Here is a 17,237-nt window from a genome sequence, read left to right on the forward strand (position 1 = left end):
GCTGATGATCCAGTCCGTTCTTGTCGCCAACCGGGCCGAGATAGCCTCCCGGGTCTTTCGCACCTGCCGCGACCTGGGCATCTCCACGGTCGCCGTGCACTCCGACCCGGACGCGGCACTCCCGTACGTACGGGAGGCCGACGCGGCCGTGCGGCTGCCGGGGGCCGCGCCCGCGGAGACCTATCTGCGCGGCGAACTGCTCGTGAAGGCCGCCCTGGCGGCGGGCGCCGACGCGGTGCACCCCGGGTACGGGTTCCTCTCCGAGAACGCCGGCTTCGCCCGCGCGGTCGAGGACGCCGGGCTGACCTGGATCGGCCCGCCGCCCGCCGCCATCGGGGCCATGGCCTCCAAGACCCGGGCCAAGGAGCTGATGGCGGCGGCCGGGGTGCCGCTGCTGGCCCCCGTCGACCCGGCGAAGGCCACCGCCGCCGACCTCCCGCTGCTCCTGAAGGCGGCGGCGGGCGGCGGCGGGCGCGGCATGCGGATCGTGCGCGAACTGGACGTCCTGGAGGCCGAGTTGGCGGCGGCCTCGGCGGAGGCCCGCGCCGCCTTCGGGGACGGCGAGGTGTTCGCCGAGCCGTACGTCGAGCGCGGACGCCATGTCGAGGTGCAGATCATGGCCGACGCGCACGGCACGGTCTGGGCGCTCGGCACCCGCGACTGCTCGCTCCAGCGCCGCCACCAGAAGGTGATCGAGGAGGCGCCCGCGCCCGGACTGCCCGAGGGGCTGCGCGCCCGGCTGCGCACCGCCGCCGTGGCCGCCGCCCGGGCCGTCTCCTACCGGGGCGCGGGCACGGTCGAGTTCCTGGTCGACGCCGGGGGCCGGGCGTACTTCCTGGAGATGAACACCCGCCTCCAGGTCGAACACCCGGTCACCGAGGCCGTGTTCGGTCTCGACCTGGTTGCGCTCCAGCTCCGGGTGGCCGAGGGCGACGCCCTGCCCGCCGAACCGCCCGAGCCGTCCGGGCACGCCGTCGAGGCGCGGCTGTACGCGGAGGACCCGGCCCGCGGCTGGACCCCGCAGACCGGCGTCCTGCACCGGCTGGCCGTGCCGGACGGGGTGCGCCTGGACCGGGGCTACGGCGACGGCGACACCGTCGGCGTCCACTACGACGCCATGCTCGCCAAGGTCGTCGTCCACGCCCCGACCCGCGCCGCCGCCGTACGCGGACTCGCCCGCGCGCTGGAGCGGGCCGCGGTGCACGGCCCCACCACCAACCGCGACCTGCTCGTACGCTCCCTGCGCCACCCCGACTTCGCGGCCGGGCACCTGGACACCGGCTTCTACGACCGGCACCTGGCGGAGCTGACCGCGCCGCGCGAGGGGGAGGCGCACGCGGCGCTCGCCGCCGCGCTCGCCGACGCGTCGGCCCGCTCCTCCCGGTTCGGCGGGGGCTGGCGCAACCTGCCGTCCCAGCCGCAGAGCAAGCGGTACGGCGACCACGAGATCCGCTACCGCCGCACCCGCGAAGGACTCCATGCCGAGGGCTTCCCGGACGTACGCGTGGAGGCGGCCGAGCCGGGCCGGGTGCGGCTCGAAATCGGCGGGGTGGCACGGGAGTTCACCGTCACCCGGTACGGCGACCGGGTGTACGTCGACACCGCGGCCGGGTCGTACGCCCTCACCGCGCACCCCCGCTTCACCGACCCCAGCGAACTCGTCGCCCCCGGCTCGCTGCTCGCCCCCATGCCGGGGGTGGTGGTCCGGGTCGCCGACGGGCTCGCCGAAGGGGCCGAGGTCGCCGCCGGACAGCCGCTGATCTGGCTGGAGGCCATGAAGATGACCCACCCCATCACCGCCCCCGCCGCCGGAACCCTCACCGCGCTCCACGCCGCCCCCGGCCGCCAGGTCGAGGTCGGCGCCCTGCTCGCCGTCGTGCACACCGCCCCCGAAGCACAGGAGGACCAGCCGTCATGACCGCACGAAGCAGCACCATCGAGAGCCAGGAACTCAAGGACCTGCGGGCCGCCGTCGCCGCCCTCGGGCAGCGCCACGGCCGCGGCCACGACCGCCGGGTGCTGTGGGCCGAGGCCGCCAAGCTCGGCTACCTGGGGGTGAACCTGCCCGAGGAACACGGCGGCGGGGGCGGCGGCATGGCCGAACTCTCCATCGTGCTGGAGGAGTTGGGGGCGGCGGGCTGCCCGCTGCTGATGATGGTCGTCTCGCCCGCGATCTGCGGCACGGTCATCGCCCGCTTCGGCACCGAGGAGCAGCGCCGCGCCTGGCTGCCGGGGCTCGCGGACGGCTCGCTGACCATGGCGTTCGGCATCACCGAGCCCGACGCGGGCTCCAACTCGCACCGCATCACCACCACCGCCCGCCGCGACGCGGAGAGCGGCGGCTGGATACTGGACGGCCGCAAGGTCTTCGTCTCCGGCGTCGACATCGCGGACGCCACGCTGATCGTCGGCCGCACCGAGGACGCCCGCACCGGCAGCCTCAAGCCGTGTCTGTTCATCGTGCCGCGCGACGCCCCGGGCTTCGGCCGCTCGATGATCGACATGGAGATCCAGGCCGAGGAGAAGCAGTTCGAGCTGGTCCTCGACGAGGTGCGGCTGCCCGCGGAGGCGCTGGTGGGCGACGAGGACGCGGGGCTGCTCCAGCTCTTCGCCGGGCTCAACCCCGAGCGGATCATGACGGCCGCGTTCGCGATCGGCATGGGCCGCTACGCGCTGGACCGGGCGCTGGCGTACGCGCGCGAGCGGCAGGTGTGGAAGCAGCCCATCGGCGCCCACCAGGCCATCGCCCACCCGCTGGCCCAGGCGCACATCGAGCTGGAGCTGGCCCGGCTGATGATGCAGAAGGCGGCGGCGCTCTACGACGCGGGCGACGACGCGGGCGCGGGCGAGGCCGCCAACATGGCCAAGTACGCGGCGGCCGAAGCCTGTGTGAAGGCCGTGGACCAGGCCGTGCACACCCTCGGCGGCAACGGCCTCACCCGGGAGTACGGGCTGGCGGCGCTGGTCACGGCGGCGCGCGTGGCGCGGATCGCGCCGGTCAGCCGCGAAATGATCCTGAACTATGTCTCGCATCAGACGCTGGGGCTTCCCAAGTCGTACTAGCCGTACTAGGACGTGCCCCCATGGTCTTCCTCAGCGAGTACGCAGCCGTCCCGGTCGTCGACGCACCCATCCACGAGGCCGTCCTCGGCCGGGCCGCGCCCGGGTACGGGGACGCCCCCGCACTGATCGACGGGACGGACCCGACCGGCGCCACCTCCGTCTCGTACGCCCTGCTGGACGTCCGGCACCGCCGGGTGGCGGCGGCGCTCGCCGCGGCCGGGGTGCGCAAGGGCGAGGTGGTCGCCCTGCACAGCCCCAACTCGATCCACTTCCCGGCCGTGTTCTACGGGGCCACCCGCGCGGGCGCGTCGGTCACCACCGTCCATCCGCTGGCCACGGCCGAGGAGTTCGCCAAACAGATAGCCGACTCCTCGGCGCGCTGGATCGTCACGATCGCGCCACTTCTGGAGACGGCCCGCCGGGCGGCCGAACTCAGCGGCTGCATCTCCGAGATCTTCGTCTGCGACCGGGCCGAGGGCCACCGCTCGGTCCTGGACATGTACGCCTCCACCGCGCCCGAACCCGAAGTGGAGATCGACCCCGGCGAGGACGTCGCCGTGCTGCCGTACTCCTCGGGCACCACCGGCGTCCCCAAGGGCGTGATGCTCACCCACCGCTCCATCGCCACCAACCTGGCCCAGCTGCGCCCGCTGGTCCCGATGGGGCCGGGCGACCGCATCCTCGCGGTGCTGCCGTTCTTCCACATCTACGGCCTCACCGCGCTCCTGAACGCCCCGCTGCGGCACGGCGCGACCGTGGTGGTGCTGCCGCGCTTCGACCTGGAGCAGTTCCTGGGCGCGATCGAGCACCACCGCATCACCGGGCTGTACGTGGCGCCGCCGATCGTGCTCGCGCTCGCCAAGCATCCCGCGGTCGCGCAGTACGACCTGTCCTCGCTGGAGTACGTCGTCAGCGCCGCGGCCCCGCTCGACGCCCGTCTGGCCGCGGCCTGTTCGGCGCGGCTCGGACTGCCGCCGGTGCGCCAGGCGTACGGGATGACGGAGCTGTCGCCCGGCACCCACGCGGTGCCGCTGTCGGCCGCGAGCCCCCCGCCGGGCACGGTCGGCAAACTGCTGCCCGGCACCGAGATGCGCATCCTCTCGCTCGACGAGCCGGGCCGGGACGCGGCGGCGGGCGAGGAGGGCGAGATCGCCATCCGGGGCCCGCAGGTGATGAAGGGGTACCTCGGCCGCCCCGAGGCCACCGCCGAGATGATCGACGCCGAGGGCTGGCTGCGCACCGGGGACGTCGGCCGGGTCGACGCGGACGGCTGGCTCTTCGTCGTCGACCGGGTCAAGGAGCTCATCAAGTACAAGGGCTTCCAGGTCGCCCCGGCCGAGCTGGAGGCGCTGCTGCTCACCCACGAGCGGATCGCGGACGCGGCCGTGGTCGGCGTCCCGGACGCGGACGGCGCCGAGATCCCCTGCGCGTACGTGGTGCGGGCGCCGGGCGGGCCGGAGCTGAGCGCCGACGAGGTGATGGAGTTCGTGGCCGGGCGGGTCGCCCCGTACAAGAAGGTCCGCCGGGTGGAGTTCGTCGGCGGGGTGCCGCGCGCGGCGACCGGCAAGATCCTCCGCCGTGAACTGAGGGAACGTCAGAAAGGCAGCGCATGACCTACGTACAGCGGTCGCAGGACCGGGGGATCCGCACGCTCGCCCTGGACTCGCCCGCCAACCGCAACGCCCTGTCCGCCGGGCTGGTCGGCGAGCTGGGCGCGGCGCTGGAGGAGTGCGCCGGGGACAAGGGCGTACGCGCGCTGGTGCTCACCCACACCGGCACCACCTTCTGCGCGGGCGCCGACCTCAAGTCCCCGGCCGACCCGGGGGCGTTCGTGGCGCTGCTGCGCGCCCTGGTCGAACTGCCCAAGCCGGTGGTGGCGCGGGTGACCGGGCACGTGCGCGCGGGCGGGCTCGGGCTCCTCGGCGCCTGCGACATCGCGGTGGGCGGCCCGGAGTCCAGCTACGCCTTCACCGAGTCCCGGCTGGGGCTCGCCCCCGCCGTCATCTCCATGCCGCTCCTGCCGCGCATGGAACCGAGGGCGGCGGCCCGCTACTTCCTGACGGGGGAGCGGTTCGGGGCGCCGCAGGCGGCCCGCGCGGGGCTGCTCACGGAGGCCGCCGAGGACGTCGACGCGGCGCTCGACGGCGTGCTCGACGGCCTTCGGCGGGCCTCCCCGCAGGGGCTGGCCGCCTCGAAGGCGCTGGTCACGGCTACCGTGGTGGAGGCGTTCGACCGCTGGACGGATGAGCTGAGCGCGCGTTCGGCCGCCCTGTTCGCCTCGGACGAGGCACGGGAGGGCGTGACCGCGTTCCTGGAACGACGGGATCCCGTATGGGTGTGGTGACCTCCGCCGCCAAGAGCCCCAAGCAGGACCGCAGCCGGGCCACCCGGCAGCGGCTCCTGGAGGCGGCCGTGGCGTGTCTGGCCGAGCACGGCTGGGCGGGCTCGACGGTGTCGGTGGTGGCCGAGCGGGCCGGGGTTTCGCGGGGCGCGGCCCAGCACCACTTCCCGACCCGGGAGGACCTGTTCACGGCGGCCGTCGAGTACGTGGCCGAGGAGCGCTCCTCGGCGCTGCGCGCGCTCGGCCCCACCGACCGCCACACCGTGGTCGCCAGCCTCGTCGACCTGTACACGGGACCGCTGTTCCGGGCGGCGCTGCACCTGTGGGTGGCCGCCGCCAACGAGCCGCAACTGCACGCCCGGGTGCGGGAGCTGGAGGCGCGGGTCGGCCGGGAGTCGCACCGCATCGCGGTGGCGCTGCTCGGCGCGGACGAGTCGGTGCCCGGGGTGCGCGAGACGGTCCAGGGCCTCCTGGACATGGCCCGGGGCCTGGGCCTGGCCAACGTCCTCACGGACGACCGGGCCCGGCGCGAGCGGGTCGTGGCGCAGTGGGCGGAGCTGGTGGACGGGGCGCTGGGGCGGGCCTAGCGGTGGCGGTGGCCGTGGCGGGGCCGACGGTCGCGCGTGGCCGTCGGCCCGGAGGCGTCGGCGGTCGTGAGGGGGCCGACGGCCAGGAAGGGGGCCGGGCGCACGCCCGGCCCCCCTCCTTTCACGCTCAGGCGTTGTTGTCGGCGTCCTCGCACGCCTTGGCCTCGTTGCGCAGGGCGTTGGCCTGCTGGTGGGCCTTGGCGGCGGCGGCGCGCTCGCCGAGGTGCTTCAGCTCCTCGGCCTTGCGGTCGAGCTGCGCGGCCTGCTGGCGCAGTTCGGCCGGCTTGCAGGTGATGATCCCGGCCTGCGCGGCGGGCGCGGCGGTCACGGCCAGACCACCGGCGAGCAGCACGGCGGACAGGACGGCGGTGGCGGTTCGGCGCATGGGGGCGCTCCAAGTCCCGGACCGGAAAGGCCCGTTGTGGGGGGAGTCGTACCCGAAAACCCTATCGAATCGAGCCGGTGGTCGATCAAGTGGGTTTCGGCCGGGGCCGGATACGGGTGTGGCGCCGCCCCCGTCCCCGGGGCGGCGCCACACACGGCTGACCTGCGCGGAAGGGGGCCGGGGCTCAGCCCCGGATCGCGCCGAACCCCGCCACCTCGCGCGGGTCGCGCGGACCCGGGCCGATGTAGCGGGCGGACGGGCGGACCAGACGGCCCGTCCGCTTCTGCTCCAGGATGTGCGCCGACCAGCCCGCGGTGCGGGCGCAGGTGAACATCGAGGTGAACATGTGCGCCGGCACCTGCGCGAAGTCCAGCATGATCGCGGCCCAGAACTCCACGTTGGTGGCGAGCACCCGGTCGGGGCGGCGCGCGTGCAGCTCTTCGAGGGCCGCCTTCTCCAGCGCCTCGGCGACCTCGAAGCGGGGCGCGCCCAGCTCCTTGGCGGTGCGGCGCAGCACCCGGGCGCGCGGGTCCTCGGCGCGGTAGACGCGGTGGCCGAAGCCCATCAGGCGCTCGCCCTTGTCCAGGGCCTTCTTGACGTACGCGGTGGCGTCGCCGGTCCGCTCGATCTCCTCGATCATGCCGAGGACGCGGGAGGGGGCGCCGCCGTGCAGCGGGCCGGACATCGCGCCGACCGCGCCGGAGAGCGCGGCGGCGACGTCGGCGCCGGTGGAGGCGATGACGCGGGCGGTGAACGTCGAGGCGTTCATGCCGTGCTCGGCGGCCGACGTCCAGTACGCGTCGACGGCCTTGACGTGCTTGGGGTCCGGCTCGCCGCGCCAGCGGATCATGAACCGCTCGACGATGGACTCGGCGCGGTCGATCTCGCGCTGCGGCACCATCGGCAGGCCCTGTCCGCGCGCCGACTGCGCCACGTACGAGAGCGCCATCACGGCGGCCCGCGCCAGGTCGTCGCGGGCGGTGCGCTCGTCGATGTCGAGCAGCGGCTTGAGGCCCCAGACCGGGGCGAGCATCGCGAGCGCGGACTGCACGTCCACGCGGATGTCACCCGAGTGGACGGGGATGGGGAACGGCTCGGCGGGCGGCAGGCCGGGGTTGAAGGCGCCGTCGACGAGCAGGCCCCACACGTTCCCGAACGACACGTGGCCGACGAGGTCCTCGATGTCGACCCCGCGGTACCGCAGGGCACCGCCTTCCTTGTCGGGTTCGGCGATCTCGGTCTCGAACGCGACGACTCCTTCAAGTCCGGGTACGAAGTCGGACATCGGGCGGCTCCTCGTGTTGCGTGCGACAGCTGCGGGATGGACGCGGGCGGGGGTGCCCCTTTCCCCCGTATTGCCCGTTGCGGCGGTAACTCACCCACCGGGTAGTAGGGGGGCCACAGTGGCCCAGCGGAGAGTTTGGCGGGTTCGACGGGTGCGGGGAAGCGTGACATCCGGCACACTGCCCCATTTGCCGCGCGGAGGGTTGGCGACCCTCCGTGCCGGGAAAAATGACACGCCGTGCCATTTGGAACATGGCCTTCCGTCCCCGGCCGCCGCATCCGCCCCGGCAGCCCCTCCCGGCGCCCTCCCCGGTGCCCGTCCCGGCCGCCCCTTCCGGCATCCGTCCCGGCCGCCCCGCCGCGCCCGGCCGCCCTGCGGCAGGATGACGCCGTGACCGATCACGACCCCGCGGCCATGCGCCGCCAGTACCGCACCACCCTCCTCGACGAGGCGGACCTCGCGGCGACCCCGATGGCCCAGTTCGCCCGCTGGTTCAAGGAGGCCGTCACCGCGGGGCTGCACGAGCCGAACGCCATGGTCGTCGCCACGGCGACCCCCGACGGCCACCCGTCGACGCGCACGGTCCTGCTCAAGGCGTACGACGACCGCGGGTTCGTCTTCTACACCAACTACGCCTCCCGCAAGGGCCGCGAACTGGCGGCGAACCCGCGCGTCTCGCTGCTCTTCCCCTGGCACCAGATCTCCCGCCAGGTGATCGTCACCGGCACCGCCGGGCAGGTGCCGCGGGAGGAGACCGAGGCGTACTTCCGCTCCCGCCCGCACGGCTCGCAGCTCGGCGCCTGGGCGAGCCCCCAGTCCGCCCCGCTCGCCTCCCGGGCGGAACTGACGTCCCGTTACGAGGAGTTGGCGGCCCGCCACCCCGAGGGCACCGAGGTCCCGGTGCCGCCGCAGTGGGGCGGCTTCCGGATCGTCCCGGAGGCGGTGGAGTTCTGGCAGGGCCATGAGAACCGGCTGCACGACCGGCTGCGCTATGTGCCGGCGGGGCCGGACGAGTGGCGCGTCGAGCGCCTCGCCCCGTAGCGCCCGGCGGGGCCGGGACACGCAGAAACCCGCGGGCTCGGGTTCCTCCGGAGAGGAGCCGGCCGGACGTGCCGGCGAGCCCGCGGGTCGGTGACTGCTGGGAATTCGGCCGGCGACAAGCCGGCACCGCACAGAGAGTGCGACTGGCAGGCGCTAGCCCGCAGTCACCTCACGCGTCCGGTATCCATACATCTGCCGAACCACCTCCCTTCTCGTGTGCACCACACATTAGGAAGCCGCGCGGGGCGCGACAACCGAATTAACGGCCGCTCTTCACCCGGCCCGTTCCCCGGCGGACCGCTCCACGCAGAACTCGTTGCCCTCGATGTCCGCGAGGGTCACCCACCCCCCGCCGTCGGGGCGCCGGTGGTCGCCGACCAGGGTGGCGCCGAGGGCGAGCAGCCGGTCCACCTCCTCGTCGCGGGTGCGGTCCTGGGGCTGGAGGTCGAGGTGGACGCGGTTCTTCACGGCCTTGGCGTCCTCGACCGCCACGAAGAGCAGCGCGGCGCCCTCGGTGGTGACCAGGGCCTCCGGGTCGCCCGGGAGGTCCTCGTCGGCGAGCTTGCCGTCGAGGACCGCGGCCCAGAAGGTGCCGAGGGCGTGGGCGTCGGCGCAGTCGAACGTCACATGACGTACAAGTGAGGTCATGGGCGTCACTATGTTCGAAGACGGCGGGCCGGAAAAGGCGTTTACGCGCGCGTGGGCGATGTCGGCCGCGCGGATCGACCTGGAGCCCCTGCGGGCCGGGCACGCCGACGAGATGGCGGACGTGCTGGGCGACCCCGCGCTGCACCGGTTCACCGGCGGCGCCCCGTATGCGCGGGACGAACTGCGCGCGCGGTACGAGAGGTTGGCCGCCGGGTCGCCCGACCCGGCCGTGCACTGGCTCAACTGGGTGGTGCGGCTGCGCGGGGACGGCCGTCCGGTGGGTACGGTCCAGGCCACTGTGGAGGGCGCCGCGGCGGAGGTCGCCTGGGTGATCGGCACGCCCTGGCAGGGCCGCGGGTACGCCACCGAGGCCGCGCGGGCGCTCGTCGCCGGGCTCGCCGCGCACGGGGTCCGCCGCGTCGTCGCGCACATCCACCCCGACCACACCGCCTCCGCCGCCGTCGCGCGCGCGGCCGGGCTGGCCCCGACGCGGGAGCGCCGGGACGGCGAGGTGCGCTGGAGCGGCGGGCCGGGCGGCTGAGGGCCGGGGAGCGGGCGCGCGCGGTTCCGCCCGGCCCGGCGTCGCAAAACGATCCCTGGGGCGAAGGGATTTCGGGGAAGTCGGTGTGGGATCCGTCACGTTCCAGTTGAATGATCCGACGAGGGTCGGTGCGTCGGCGTGACGCGGCGACACGTCCTGCAGGGGGTGCCAGGATGAGTGCTTCCCGGAGTGAGACCACCAACGCCCTCGGTCCCGACGAGCCGGACCGGGAGCACGAGGACGGTCCCGGCGCGGCGGCCGAGCCCGAACCCGGCGGCGATCTGCTCGCCGCCCTGCTCGACGGCATGGACGCGGCGCTCTGCGCCTTCGACGCGGCCGGCGCGGTCACCCACTGGAACCGCGAGGCCGAGCGGATCCTCGGCTGGAGCGCCGGGGAGGCGGTGGGCCGCAAGGGCTTCGCCGGGTGGGCGGTGCGGGCCGCCGACGCGGGCGAGGTGGAGGGCCGGCTGATGGCGGCGATGGACGCGCCGGGCCGCCAGGTCCACGAGTTCGCGCTGCTCACCAAGGACGGCGGCCGGGTCCTGGTGCGCACCCAGTCGGCCGGGGTGCGGGGCGCGGACGGCACACCGGCGGGCGTGTACTGCGCGTTCAGCGAGGTGCACGCGCAGATCGACCTGGAGCGCTCGATCGCGCTCAGCGAGGCCCTGTTCGAGGACGGCTCCTGGGGCGTCGTCCTGGTCGACGTGGACCTGCGGCCCACCGTCGTCAACGCGTACGCGGCCCGCGCCCTGGGGACCGGCCGCGCCACCCTGCTCGGGCGCCCGCTGGGCGAGCTGGTGGTGCGGGGCGTCGACGAGCTGGAGGGCGCGCTCCACCACGTACTGGCGGAGGGCGCGCCCGCCTCGCCCGCCGAGCTGTGGGCGACCGTGCGCACCGCCGAGGGCGAGCGGCGGCGCTGCTGGCACAGCGGCTTCCTGCGGCTCGCCTCGCCGCTGGCCGAGGAGCCGGTGCCGCTCGGGGTGGCCTGGCTCTTCCAGGACGTCACCGACGCCAAGCTCGCCGAGCAGGAGGCCGACCGGCTGCGGTTCCGGTGGAACCAGCTGCACCGGGCGGCGCGCACGGCGGCCGAGTGCGAGGACCCGGCGGAGGCGGCCACCGCGTACCTGGACTTCGCGCTCGCGGGCTTCGCCGAGCACGCGCTGGTCGATCTGGCGGTCGGCGAGGACCGGCTGGTGCGGACGGCGGCGTCCCCGGCGTCCGCGCCGGGCCCGGTCGCCCCGGTGGCGGGCGGCGGCTTCCCGGTCCGCTACGCCCCGGGCCACCCCGCGCTCCAGGCGGCCGACCGGATCGGCTCGGTCCGGGCCAGCGGCGGCGCGGGGGCGCAGAGCTGGGCGGAGGAGCGCCAGTGGCCGCCGGACGCCCGCCACGCCCTGTGCACGGTCCTGCGCAGCCGGGGCCGTACGGTCGGCGTCCTGACGTTCCTGCGCGGCCCCGGCCGCCCGGCGTTCGAGCGCCCGGACGCGACGTACGCGGAGAGCGTGGCGGTCCGGGTGGCCGCGTCCCTGGACCTGGCGCGGGCCCTGGAGCACTGAGCCGCCGGGCGCGCCGGGGCCCGGACACCTCGAAGCTCCGGGCGCCCGGCGCCGTGACCGGGGCCCGGCCCGTCGCGCTCTCAGTGCCGGAAGAAGATCCGGTCCCTGTACTCCGTCATCACCCGGCCGTTCCACTCGTGGCCGCCGTCGACGTTGCCGGACCGCAGCAGCGGCGGCTCGATGCCGCGCTCGACCAGGGACTCCGTCGCGGCGGCCATCATGGCCTGCATCAGCGCGCTGGTGACGACGGTGGAGGCGGGCGCGAAGGGGGCCTCGACCCCCTCGTGGGTGAGCTCCGCGTCCCCGATCGCGATCTTGCTGTCCAGGACGATGTCGCAGTGGTCGCGCAGGAAGGTGCCCGACACGTGCCGGGACTTGGTGCCCTCCGCGTACGCCACGGAGGTGACGCCGATGACGGTCAGGCCGAGGGCGCGCGCGTTCATGGCCATCTCCACCGGCAGCGCGTTGCGGCCGGAGAGGGAGATGATCACGACGACGTCGCCGGGGCGGGCCGGGCTGGAGTCCAGGACCGCGCCCGCGAGCCCGTCCACCCGCTCCAGGGCGGACCCCAGCGGCGCGGGCGTCACGTCCACGCCGACCGTGCCGGGCACCGCGAGGAGGTTCATCAGGGCGAGCCCGCCCGCCCGGTAGACGACGTCCTGCGCGGCCAGCGAGGAGTGCCCGGCGCCGAACGCGAAGAGCCGCCCGCCCGCCGCCACCGCGTCGGCGACGGCGGCTCCGGCGGCGGCGACGCTGTCCGCCTCCTCGTCCCGTACCCGCTGGAGCAGCCCGATGGCCGCGTCGAAGAACTGACCGGCCAGTTTGCTCTCGCTCATCGCCTGGGCCCTTTCCGGGGGTGAGATCGGTGGGGTGGTCGGGGAGGTGCCGGGGAGGTGCCGGGGGGTCGGAATGGGGGGTGCCGCCGCACACGTTGCGGTCTGGACCATTCCCGTGTCAATACGCCCGCACCCCGGCCGGGGCCCCCGCCGGGGCACGGTTGTCAGTGCGATGCGTCAGAATTGGGGTCAGGGCCAGCGCACGAGTGCTTTCAACAGTCACAGCATCGAGGGGCACGTATGTCCGGACTGATCGACACGACGGAGATGTATCTCCGCACCATCCTCGAACTTGAGGAAGAGGGTGTGGTCCCCATGCGCGCCCGGATCGCCGAGCGACTCGACCAGAGCGGGCCGACGGTGAGCCAGACGGTCGCGCGGATGGAGCGCGACGGCCTGGTCCAGGTCGCGGGCGACCGCCATCTGGAGCTCACCGACGAGGGCCGCAGGCTCGCCACCCGCGTGATGCGCAAGCACCGCCTCGCCGAGTGCCTGCTGGTCGACGTGATCGGCCTGGAGTGGGAGCAGGTGCACGCCGAGGCGTGCCGCTGGGAGCACGTGATGAGCGAGGCGGTGGAGCGCCGCGTCCTGGAGCTGCTGCGCCACCCCACCGAGTCGCCGTACGGGAACCCGATCCCGGGCCTGGAGGAGCTGGGCGAGAAGTCCGAGGCCGACGCGTTCCTGGAGGACGGGATCATCAGCCTCAACGAGCTGGAGGCGACCGAGGACGGCATGACCGTGGTCGTGCGCCGCATCGGCGAGCCGATCCAGACGGACGCCCAGCTGATGTACACGCTGCGGCGCGCGGGTGTGCAGCCCGGCGCGGTCGTCAGCGTCACGCGCTCGCCGGGCGGCGTCCTGGTCGGCAGCAGCGGCGAGGCGGCCGAGCTCGACGGCGACGTGGCCTCCCACGTCTTCGTGGCCAAGCGCTAGGGCTTTGCGGGGCTGACGGCCCCGAGGGTCCACGACGGGGGCCGGTGACGTGCGCAGGGCGCCGCGCCGCCCCCGTTCCGCTTGGGGCGCAAGGGAGTTGGCGGGGCGGCGCCGACGGCCCGCCGGGCCGGGAATTCCGGTCGGATCGGCAGCGGACGGACGGTTCGCGTGCCAGGCTGTCGCTTGAGGCATATGACCTGTACGGGCGCGCGGCCCGGGAGGGAGGGGGCTCGTGCGGAACGATCCTGCGCCCCTGGTGCCCCTCGGCCCGGCCGCCGGACCTCCTGGAACGGACGAGGACCCCGGCGCCCTGCGGCGCCGGGGCCTGCCCTCCCCGGTGCTGACCCGGAGCCCCGAGCTCCCGGGGTCAGTCCCCTTCGGCCGGCCCCTCGTGCTCGTCGTGGCCGCCCGCCTCCCGCAGGAGATCTCCCCTCGGCGCGAGCCGTCAATCCTTGAGTCCGGTCACTCGAACGAGGGGTGTTGCGCGAGAGACGCGAGTTTTCGAATAGAGGTTCGATACCCTGCCGTGAACTGACCTCAGAGCTTCGGAGCCGAAGGGGGTGCCAGGACACATGGTGCGACGCAGCGACGTGACGGGACACGAGGGCGTGCGCCTCGCCGCCTGGGAGTTCGCCGACCCGCCCAAGGGCCGCCGCTCGGCCGACCCCGCGCCGGGGGTGCTCCTGCTCCACGGCCTGATGGGCCGCGCCGCGCACTGGGCGTCCACCGCCCGCTGGCTGGCCGAGAAGCACCGGGCGGTCGCCCTCGACCAGCGCGGCCACGGCCGCAGCGAGAAGCCCGCCGAAGGCCCGTACACCCGCGAGGCGTACGTGGCGGACGCGGCGGCGGCCATCGAGCAGCTCGGCCTCGCCCCGGTCACCCTGATCGGCCACTCCATGGGCGCCCTCACCGCCTGGCAGCTCGCCGCCGGCCGCCCCGACCTGGTGCGCGCCCTGGTCGTCTGCGACATGCGGGCCTCCGCGCTCGGCACGGCCTCGCAGCGCGAGTGGGAGGACTGGTTCAAGTCCTGGCCGGTGCCGTTCGCGACGCTCGCGGACGTACGGAAGTGGTTCGGCGAGGACGACCCCTGGGTGGAGCGGCCCAGCCCCGCGCGCGGCGAGTTCTTCGCCGAGGTGATGGCCGAGCGCGCCGACGGCTGGCGCCCGGTCTTCTCCCGCCGCCAGATGCTCCGCTCCCGCGAGACCTGGGTCTACGACGCGCACTGGGAGGAGCTGGCCCAGGTCCGCTGCCCGGCCCTGGTGGTGCGCGGCCTGGACGGCGAGCTGGGCCGCGCCGAGGCCCAGGAGATGGTCCGCGTCCTGCCCCGGGGGAGGTACGCGGAGGTGGCCGACGCCGGGCACCTGGTCCACTACGACCAGCCGGAGGGCTGGCGGGCCGTGGTCGAGCCCTTCCTGCGCGAGACGGCCGACGAGCCGGTCCCGTCCTCCTGAACGGCGAGCCGGGCGCGTCCGTCGCCCCGCCCCGCCCGGACGCGACCGCGGGCGCCACCCGTGCGAGTGGCGCCCGCGAACCCGTAAGGACTCCCGGCGGAGCGGCTCAGCCCCGGCTGACCGCCGTCAGGATCTCCGGCAGCCGCCTGGCGGTGCGCGGGGCCGCGGCGCGCAGCCCGGCGTACGCCACGAGCGCCCCGTACACCACGCCCGCGGGCAGCACCAGCCAAAGCGAGTCGTGGTGGCCGGCCACGTGCAGCCAGATCACCAGCGCGATCAGCGGCGCGCAGAGCAGCCCGCTGGTCAGCATGCCGCCGGTGATCGCCAGGAACGCGATGCCGCCCTGGCCCGGCGCCACGTTCTTGCGGCTGTCCTGCGGGATCGAGTACGCGAACACCGCCGAGGCGACCGCGCCCGTCGCCAGCATCGCGCCCAGCAGCCCCAGCGAGAGCCCCAGCGCCTCGGGCAGCGCCGCCCAGTCGCCGATCGCCCCGGCGGTGACCACCGCGACCAGGACCGTGTACGGCAGGGTCACCAGCAGGATCGCCAACGCCCGCGCGCGCAGCTCCAGATAGGCGTCCCGGGACGAGGAGATCGTCTGGACGACCATCCAGAACGCCGAGGTGTCCTGGCCGAACTGGTTGTACATCTGGGCGCCCAGCATGAACGCGCCGAACGAGGCGAAGTACACCGTGCCGTGCCCCTGGAGGGCGTTGAACAGCGGCACGATCAGACCGATGGCCAGCGAAGTGATCCACGCCGTCTTGGTCTTGGGATCGCGCCAGGCGTACCGCAGGGTGCGCAGCATCACCGTGCCGGTGCGCCCCTCGGGCAGCAGCCCGGCCAGGCCCGCCCCGGACTTCTCGCGGCCGGTGTCGGCGGGCCGCACGGTCGAGCCGTCCGGGCTCGTCATCAGCCGGGTGAGCGAGCGCTGCCAGCCGTACAGCAGGGCGGCCAGGGCGGCGGCGGTGAGCAGCAGCTGGAGCACCGCCCGCCCGTACGCGCCGTCGGCCGCCGAGTCGACCGCGCCGATCGCTGCCGCCGGCGGCAGCCAGCGCACCACGTCCGCGGCCGGGTCCAGCGTGGACAGGCCGCCGGAGTCGCCGATGCGCTGCGCCCCGAAGTTCACCACCTGGAAGCCGACGGCGATCACCAGACCGCTCAGCACCGCCAGATCGCGGCCCTTGCGGGAGGTCAGCAGCCGGGTGTTGGCCGCCGCGACCGCCCGCGCCAGCGCCACGCACACCAGGACCGTCAGCGGCACCGCGACCGCCGCGACCGCGCCCGCCGCCCAGCTCCCGGCGACCGCGATCGCCGAACCCAGCACCAGGCAGAGCGTGAAGAGCGGCCCGATGCCCACCAGCGAGGCCGCCAGCAGCGCCACGATCAGCGAGCGCGGGCGCAGCGGCAGCATCACCAGCCGGGTCGGGTCGAGCGTCTCGTCGCCGCTGGGGAAGAAGAGCGGCATCACCGCCCAGGCGAGCGCCAGTACGGCGGTGAGCAGCACGGTCACCGTGCCCGCGTGCGCGTCCCCGCGCAGCGCGATCAGGCCGAGCAGCTGGAGCGCGGCGAACAGCAGGGCGAGCACGGCCGAGGTGATGTAGGCGGCCCGCCGGCCGCCGGACTGCCGCAGCCCGTTCCGGAGCAGCGAGAGCTTCAGCCGGACGAAGACGGGGGTCAGCGAGGGCGGACCGGGGGCGGTCCGCCCCGCGGGGGCGTCGTAGGTGGTGCTCATCGGGCCGCACCGCCGCCTAGCCAGTCCAGCGCCTCGCCGGTGTCACGGCCGTGGGCGCCCACGAGTTCGAGGAAGGCGCTCTGCAGCGAGTCCGCGCCGCCCCGCACCTCCGCGAGCGTGCCCTGGGCGCGGATGCGCCCGGCGGCCATCACCGCGACCCAGTCGCACAGCGACTCCACCAGCTCCATCACATGGCTGGAGAAGACGACGGTGGCGCCGGAGGCGGTGTAGCGCTCCAGGACGCGGCGGATCGTCGCCGCCGACACCGGGTCGACGCCCTCGAACGGCTCGTCGAGGAAGAGCACTTCGGGGTTGTGCAGCAGCGCAGCGGCGAGCCCGATCTTCTTGCGCATGCCCGTCGAGTAGTCCACGACGAGCTTGTGCTGGGCGCCCGCCAGGTCCAGGACGTCGAGCAGCTGGGTGGCCCGCTTGTCGACCTCGGCGCCGGGCAGTCCGCGCAGCCGCCCGGTGTACGCCAGCAGTTCGCGGCCCGAGAGGCGCTCGAAGAGCCGCAGTCCCTCCGGCAGCACGCCGATCCGGGACTTCACGGCGACCGGGTCGCGCCACACGTCGTGGCCGCCGATCTCGACCGTGCCCCGGTCGGGGCGGAGCAGACCGGTCACCATCGACAAGGTGGTGGTCTTGCCCGCGCCGTTCGGCCCCACCAGGCCGATGAACTTGCCCGCCGGAAGCTCCAGGTCGATCCCGGCGACCGCGATCTGGTCGCCGAAGCGCTTCCACAGATCGCTGACCCGGACCGCGGGCGGCCCGCCCGCCTCCCCGCTCCCGGTCCGCGAACCGCCGTCGACTGTCTGGTCGGGCATGGTGCTGTGCCTTT

At 74.7% G+C, this 17,237-nt stretch carries 16 protein-coding genes; 10 read left to right on the plus strand and 6 right to left on the minus strand.

The window, feature by feature from the left end:
• Window positions 1-4 precede the first annotated feature (4 nt).
• Genes AB5J87_RS19900 through AB5J87_RS19920 form a run of 5 tightly spaced genes read left to right on the plus strand, consistent with a single transcriptional unit; the run spans window position 5 to window position 5,991 of the window.
• Window positions 5-1,918: a biotin carboxylase N-terminal domain-containing protein gene (locus tag AB5J87_RS19900; protein ID WP_369378207.1), complete on the plus strand. Its 1,914-nt coding sequence runs from the start codon at window positions 5-7 to the stop codon at window positions 1,916-1,918.
• Window positions 1,915-3,063 (plus strand): acyl-CoA dehydrogenase family protein, encoded by a 1,149-nt coding sequence (locus tag AB5J87_RS19905; RefSeq protein ID WP_369378208.1) that lies wholly within the window; start codon window positions 1,915-1,917, stop codon window positions 3,061-3,063. The genes AB5J87_RS19900 and AB5J87_RS19905 overlap by 4 nt, the downstream gene beginning before the upstream one ends.
• Window positions 3,064-3,083: 20 nt before the next feature.
• A complete protein-coding gene (locus tag AB5J87_RS19910) occupies window positions 3,084-4,676 on the plus strand; it encodes a 4-coumarate--CoA ligase family protein (RefSeq protein ID WP_369378210.1) in 1,593 nt (530 codons plus the stop codon).
• Window positions 4,673-5,407, plus strand: a complete 735-nt coding sequence (locus tag AB5J87_RS19915; protein ID WP_369378211.1) for an enoyl-CoA hydratase family protein — start codon at window positions 4,673-4,675, stop codon at window positions 5,405-5,407. Before AB5J87_RS19910 ends, AB5J87_RS19915 begins: the two co-directional genes overlap by 4 nt.
• Window positions 5,395-5,991, plus strand: coding sequence for a TetR/AcrR family transcriptional regulator (locus AB5J87_RS19920; protein WP_369378212.1), 597 nt, complete (start codon window positions 5,395-5,397; stop codon window positions 5,989-5,991). Before AB5J87_RS19915 ends, AB5J87_RS19920 begins: the two co-directional genes overlap by 13 nt.
• 127 nt (window positions 5,992-6,118) lie before the next feature.
• Here the strand turns inward: AB5J87_RS19920 and AB5J87_RS19925 are convergent, their stop codons facing one another.
• Complete coding sequence (locus AB5J87_RS19925; RefSeq protein ID WP_369378213.1) at window positions 6,119-6,376, minus strand: hypothetical protein; 258 nt, start codon at window positions 6,374-6,376, stop codon at window positions 6,119-6,121.
• Window positions 6,377-6,560: 184 nt separating this feature from the next.
• Entirely contained in the window at window positions 6,561-7,661 is a 1,101-nt protein-coding gene (locus AB5J87_RS19930; RefSeq protein WP_369378214.1) for a citrate synthase 2, read from the minus strand.
• A gap of 414 nt (window positions 7,662-8,075) precedes the next feature.
• Here AB5J87_RS19930 and pdxH point away from each other — a divergent pair, with 414 nt between their 5' ends.
• The gene (gene pdxH, locus AB5J87_RS19935) at window positions 8,076-8,702 is read left to right on the plus strand and encodes a pyridoxamine 5'-phosphate oxidase (protein ID WP_369383591.1); all 627 of its coding nucleotides are present in this window, start codon (window positions 8,076-8,078) and stop codon (window positions 8,700-8,702) included.
• Window positions 8,703-8,975: 273 nt separating this feature from the next.
• On the opposite strand, the gene AB5J87_RS19940 is transcribed toward pdxH, so the two are convergent.
• A complete protein-coding gene (locus AB5J87_RS19940; protein ID WP_369378215.1) occupies window positions 8,976-9,350 on the minus strand; it encodes a VOC family protein in 375 nt (124 codons plus the stop codon).
• 58 nt (window positions 9,351-9,408) lie between these two features.
• Between AB5J87_RS19940 and AB5J87_RS19945 the strand changes: the two genes are divergently transcribed.
• Complete coding sequence (locus tag AB5J87_RS19945; RefSeq protein ID WP_369378216.1) at window positions 9,409-9,891, plus strand: GNAT family N-acetyltransferase; 483 nt, start codon at window positions 9,409-9,411, stop codon at window positions 9,889-9,891.
• 173 nt (window positions 9,892-10,064) lie between these two features.
• Window positions 10,065-11,444, plus strand: coding sequence for a PAS domain-containing protein (locus AB5J87_RS19950; protein ID WP_369378217.1), 1,380 nt, complete (start codon window positions 10,065-10,067; stop codon window positions 11,442-11,444).
• Window positions 11,445-11,524: 80 nt separating this feature from the next.
• Here AB5J87_RS19950 and AB5J87_RS19955 read toward each other — a convergent pair whose 3' ends face one another.
• Window positions 11,525-12,280, minus strand: a complete 756-nt coding sequence (locus tag AB5J87_RS19955; RefSeq protein ID WP_369378218.1) for an SIS domain-containing protein — start codon at window positions 12,278-12,280, stop codon at window positions 11,525-11,527.
• Window positions 12,281-12,520: 240 nt separating this feature from the next.
• Between AB5J87_RS19955 and AB5J87_RS19960 the strand changes: the two genes are divergently transcribed.
• The gene (locus tag AB5J87_RS19960; RefSeq protein ID WP_369378219.1) at window positions 12,521-13,213 is read left to right on the plus strand and encodes an iron dependent repressor, metal binding and dimerization domain protein; all 693 of its coding nucleotides are present in this window, start codon (window positions 12,521-12,523) and stop codon (window positions 13,211-13,213) included.
• 572 nt (window positions 13,214-13,785) lie between these two features.
• On the plus strand, window positions 13,786-14,664 hold the full coding sequence (locus tag AB5J87_RS19965) for an alpha/beta fold hydrolase (protein WP_369378220.1): 879 nt from the start codon (window positions 13,786-13,788) through the stop codon (window positions 14,662-14,664).
• Window positions 14,665-14,770: 106 nt separating this feature from the next.
• Here the strand turns inward: AB5J87_RS19965 and AB5J87_RS19970 are convergent, their stop codons facing one another.
• Window positions 14,771-16,399 (minus strand): transporter, encoded by a 1,629-nt coding sequence (locus AB5J87_RS19970; RefSeq protein ID WP_369378221.1) that lies wholly within the window; start codon window positions 16,397-16,399, stop codon window positions 14,771-14,773.
• A complete protein-coding gene (locus tag AB5J87_RS19975; RefSeq protein WP_369378222.1) occupies window positions 16,396-17,223 on the minus strand; it encodes an ABC transporter ATP-binding protein in 828 nt (275 codons plus the stop codon). The genes AB5J87_RS19970 and AB5J87_RS19975 overlap by 4 nt, the downstream gene beginning before the upstream one ends.
• Between the last annotated feature and the right edge of the window lie 14 nt (window positions 17,224-17,237).

Source organism: Streptomyces sp. cg36 (assembly GCF_041080675.1).
GTDB lineage: Bacteria > Actinomycetota > Actinomycetes > Streptomycetales > Streptomycetaceae > Streptomyces.

Bases quoted from the DNA above. Each gene is read 5' to 3' on its own strand.
- AB5J87_RS19975 (WP_369378222.1), bottom strand. From the start codon at position 17,223: ATGCCCGACCAGACAGTCGACGGCGGTTCGCGGACCGGGAGCGGGGAG.
- AB5J87_RS19960 (WP_369378219.1), top strand. From the start codon at position 12,521: ATGTCCGGACTGATCGACACGACGGAGATGTATCTCCGCACCATCCTC.
- pdxH (WP_369383591.1), top strand. From the start codon at position 8,076: ATGCGCCGCCAGTACCGCACCACCCTCCTCGACGAGGCGGACCTCGCG.
- AB5J87_RS19950 (WP_369378217.1), top strand. From the start codon at position 10,065: ATGAGTGCTTCCCGGAGTGAGACCACCAACGCCCTCGGTCCCGACGAG.
- AB5J87_RS19970 (WP_369378221.1), bottom strand. From the start codon at position 16,399: ATGAGCACCACCTACGACGCCCCCGCGGGGCGGACCGCCCCCGGTCCG.
- AB5J87_RS19920 (WP_369378212.1), top strand. From the start codon at position 5,395: ATGGGTGTGGTGACCTCCGCCGCCAAGAGCCCCAAGCAGGACCGCAGC.
- AB5J87_RS19915 (WP_369378211.1), top strand. From the start codon at position 4,673: ATGACCTACGTACAGCGGTCGCAGGACCGGGGGATCCGCACGCTCGCC.
- AB5J87_RS19940 (WP_369378215.1), bottom strand. From the start codon at position 9,350: ATGACCTCACTTGTACGTCATGTGACGTTCGACTGCGCCGACGCCCAC.
- AB5J87_RS19945 (WP_369378216.1), top strand. From the start codon at position 9,409: ATGTCGGCCGCGCGGATCGACCTGGAGCCCCTGCGGGCCGGGCACGCC.
- AB5J87_RS19925 (WP_369378213.1), bottom strand. From the start codon at position 6,376: ATGCGCCGAACCGCCACCGCCGTCCTGTCCGCCGTGCTGCTCGCCGGT.
- AB5J87_RS19930 (WP_369378214.1), bottom strand. From the start codon at position 7,661: ATGTCCGACTTCGTACCCGGACTTGAAGGAGTCGTCGCGTTCGAGACC.
- AB5J87_RS19905 (WP_369378208.1), top strand. From the start codon at position 1,915: ATGACCGCACGAAGCAGCACCATCGAGAGCCAGGAACTCAAGGACCTG.
- AB5J87_RS19955 (WP_369378218.1), bottom strand. From the start codon at position 12,280: ATGAGCGAGAGCAAACTGGCCGGTCAGTTCTTCGACGCGGCCATCGGG.
- AB5J87_RS19900 (WP_369378207.1), top strand. From the start codon at position 5: ATGATCCAGTCCGTTCTTGTCGCCAACCGGGCCGAGATAGCCTCCCGG.
- AB5J87_RS19910 (WP_369378210.1), top strand. From the start codon at position 3,084: ATGGTCTTCCTCAGCGAGTACGCAGCCGTCCCGGTCGTCGACGCACCC.
- AB5J87_RS19965 (WP_369378220.1), top strand. From the start codon at position 13,786: ATGGTGCGACGCAGCGACGTGACGGGACACGAGGGCGTGCGCCTCGCC.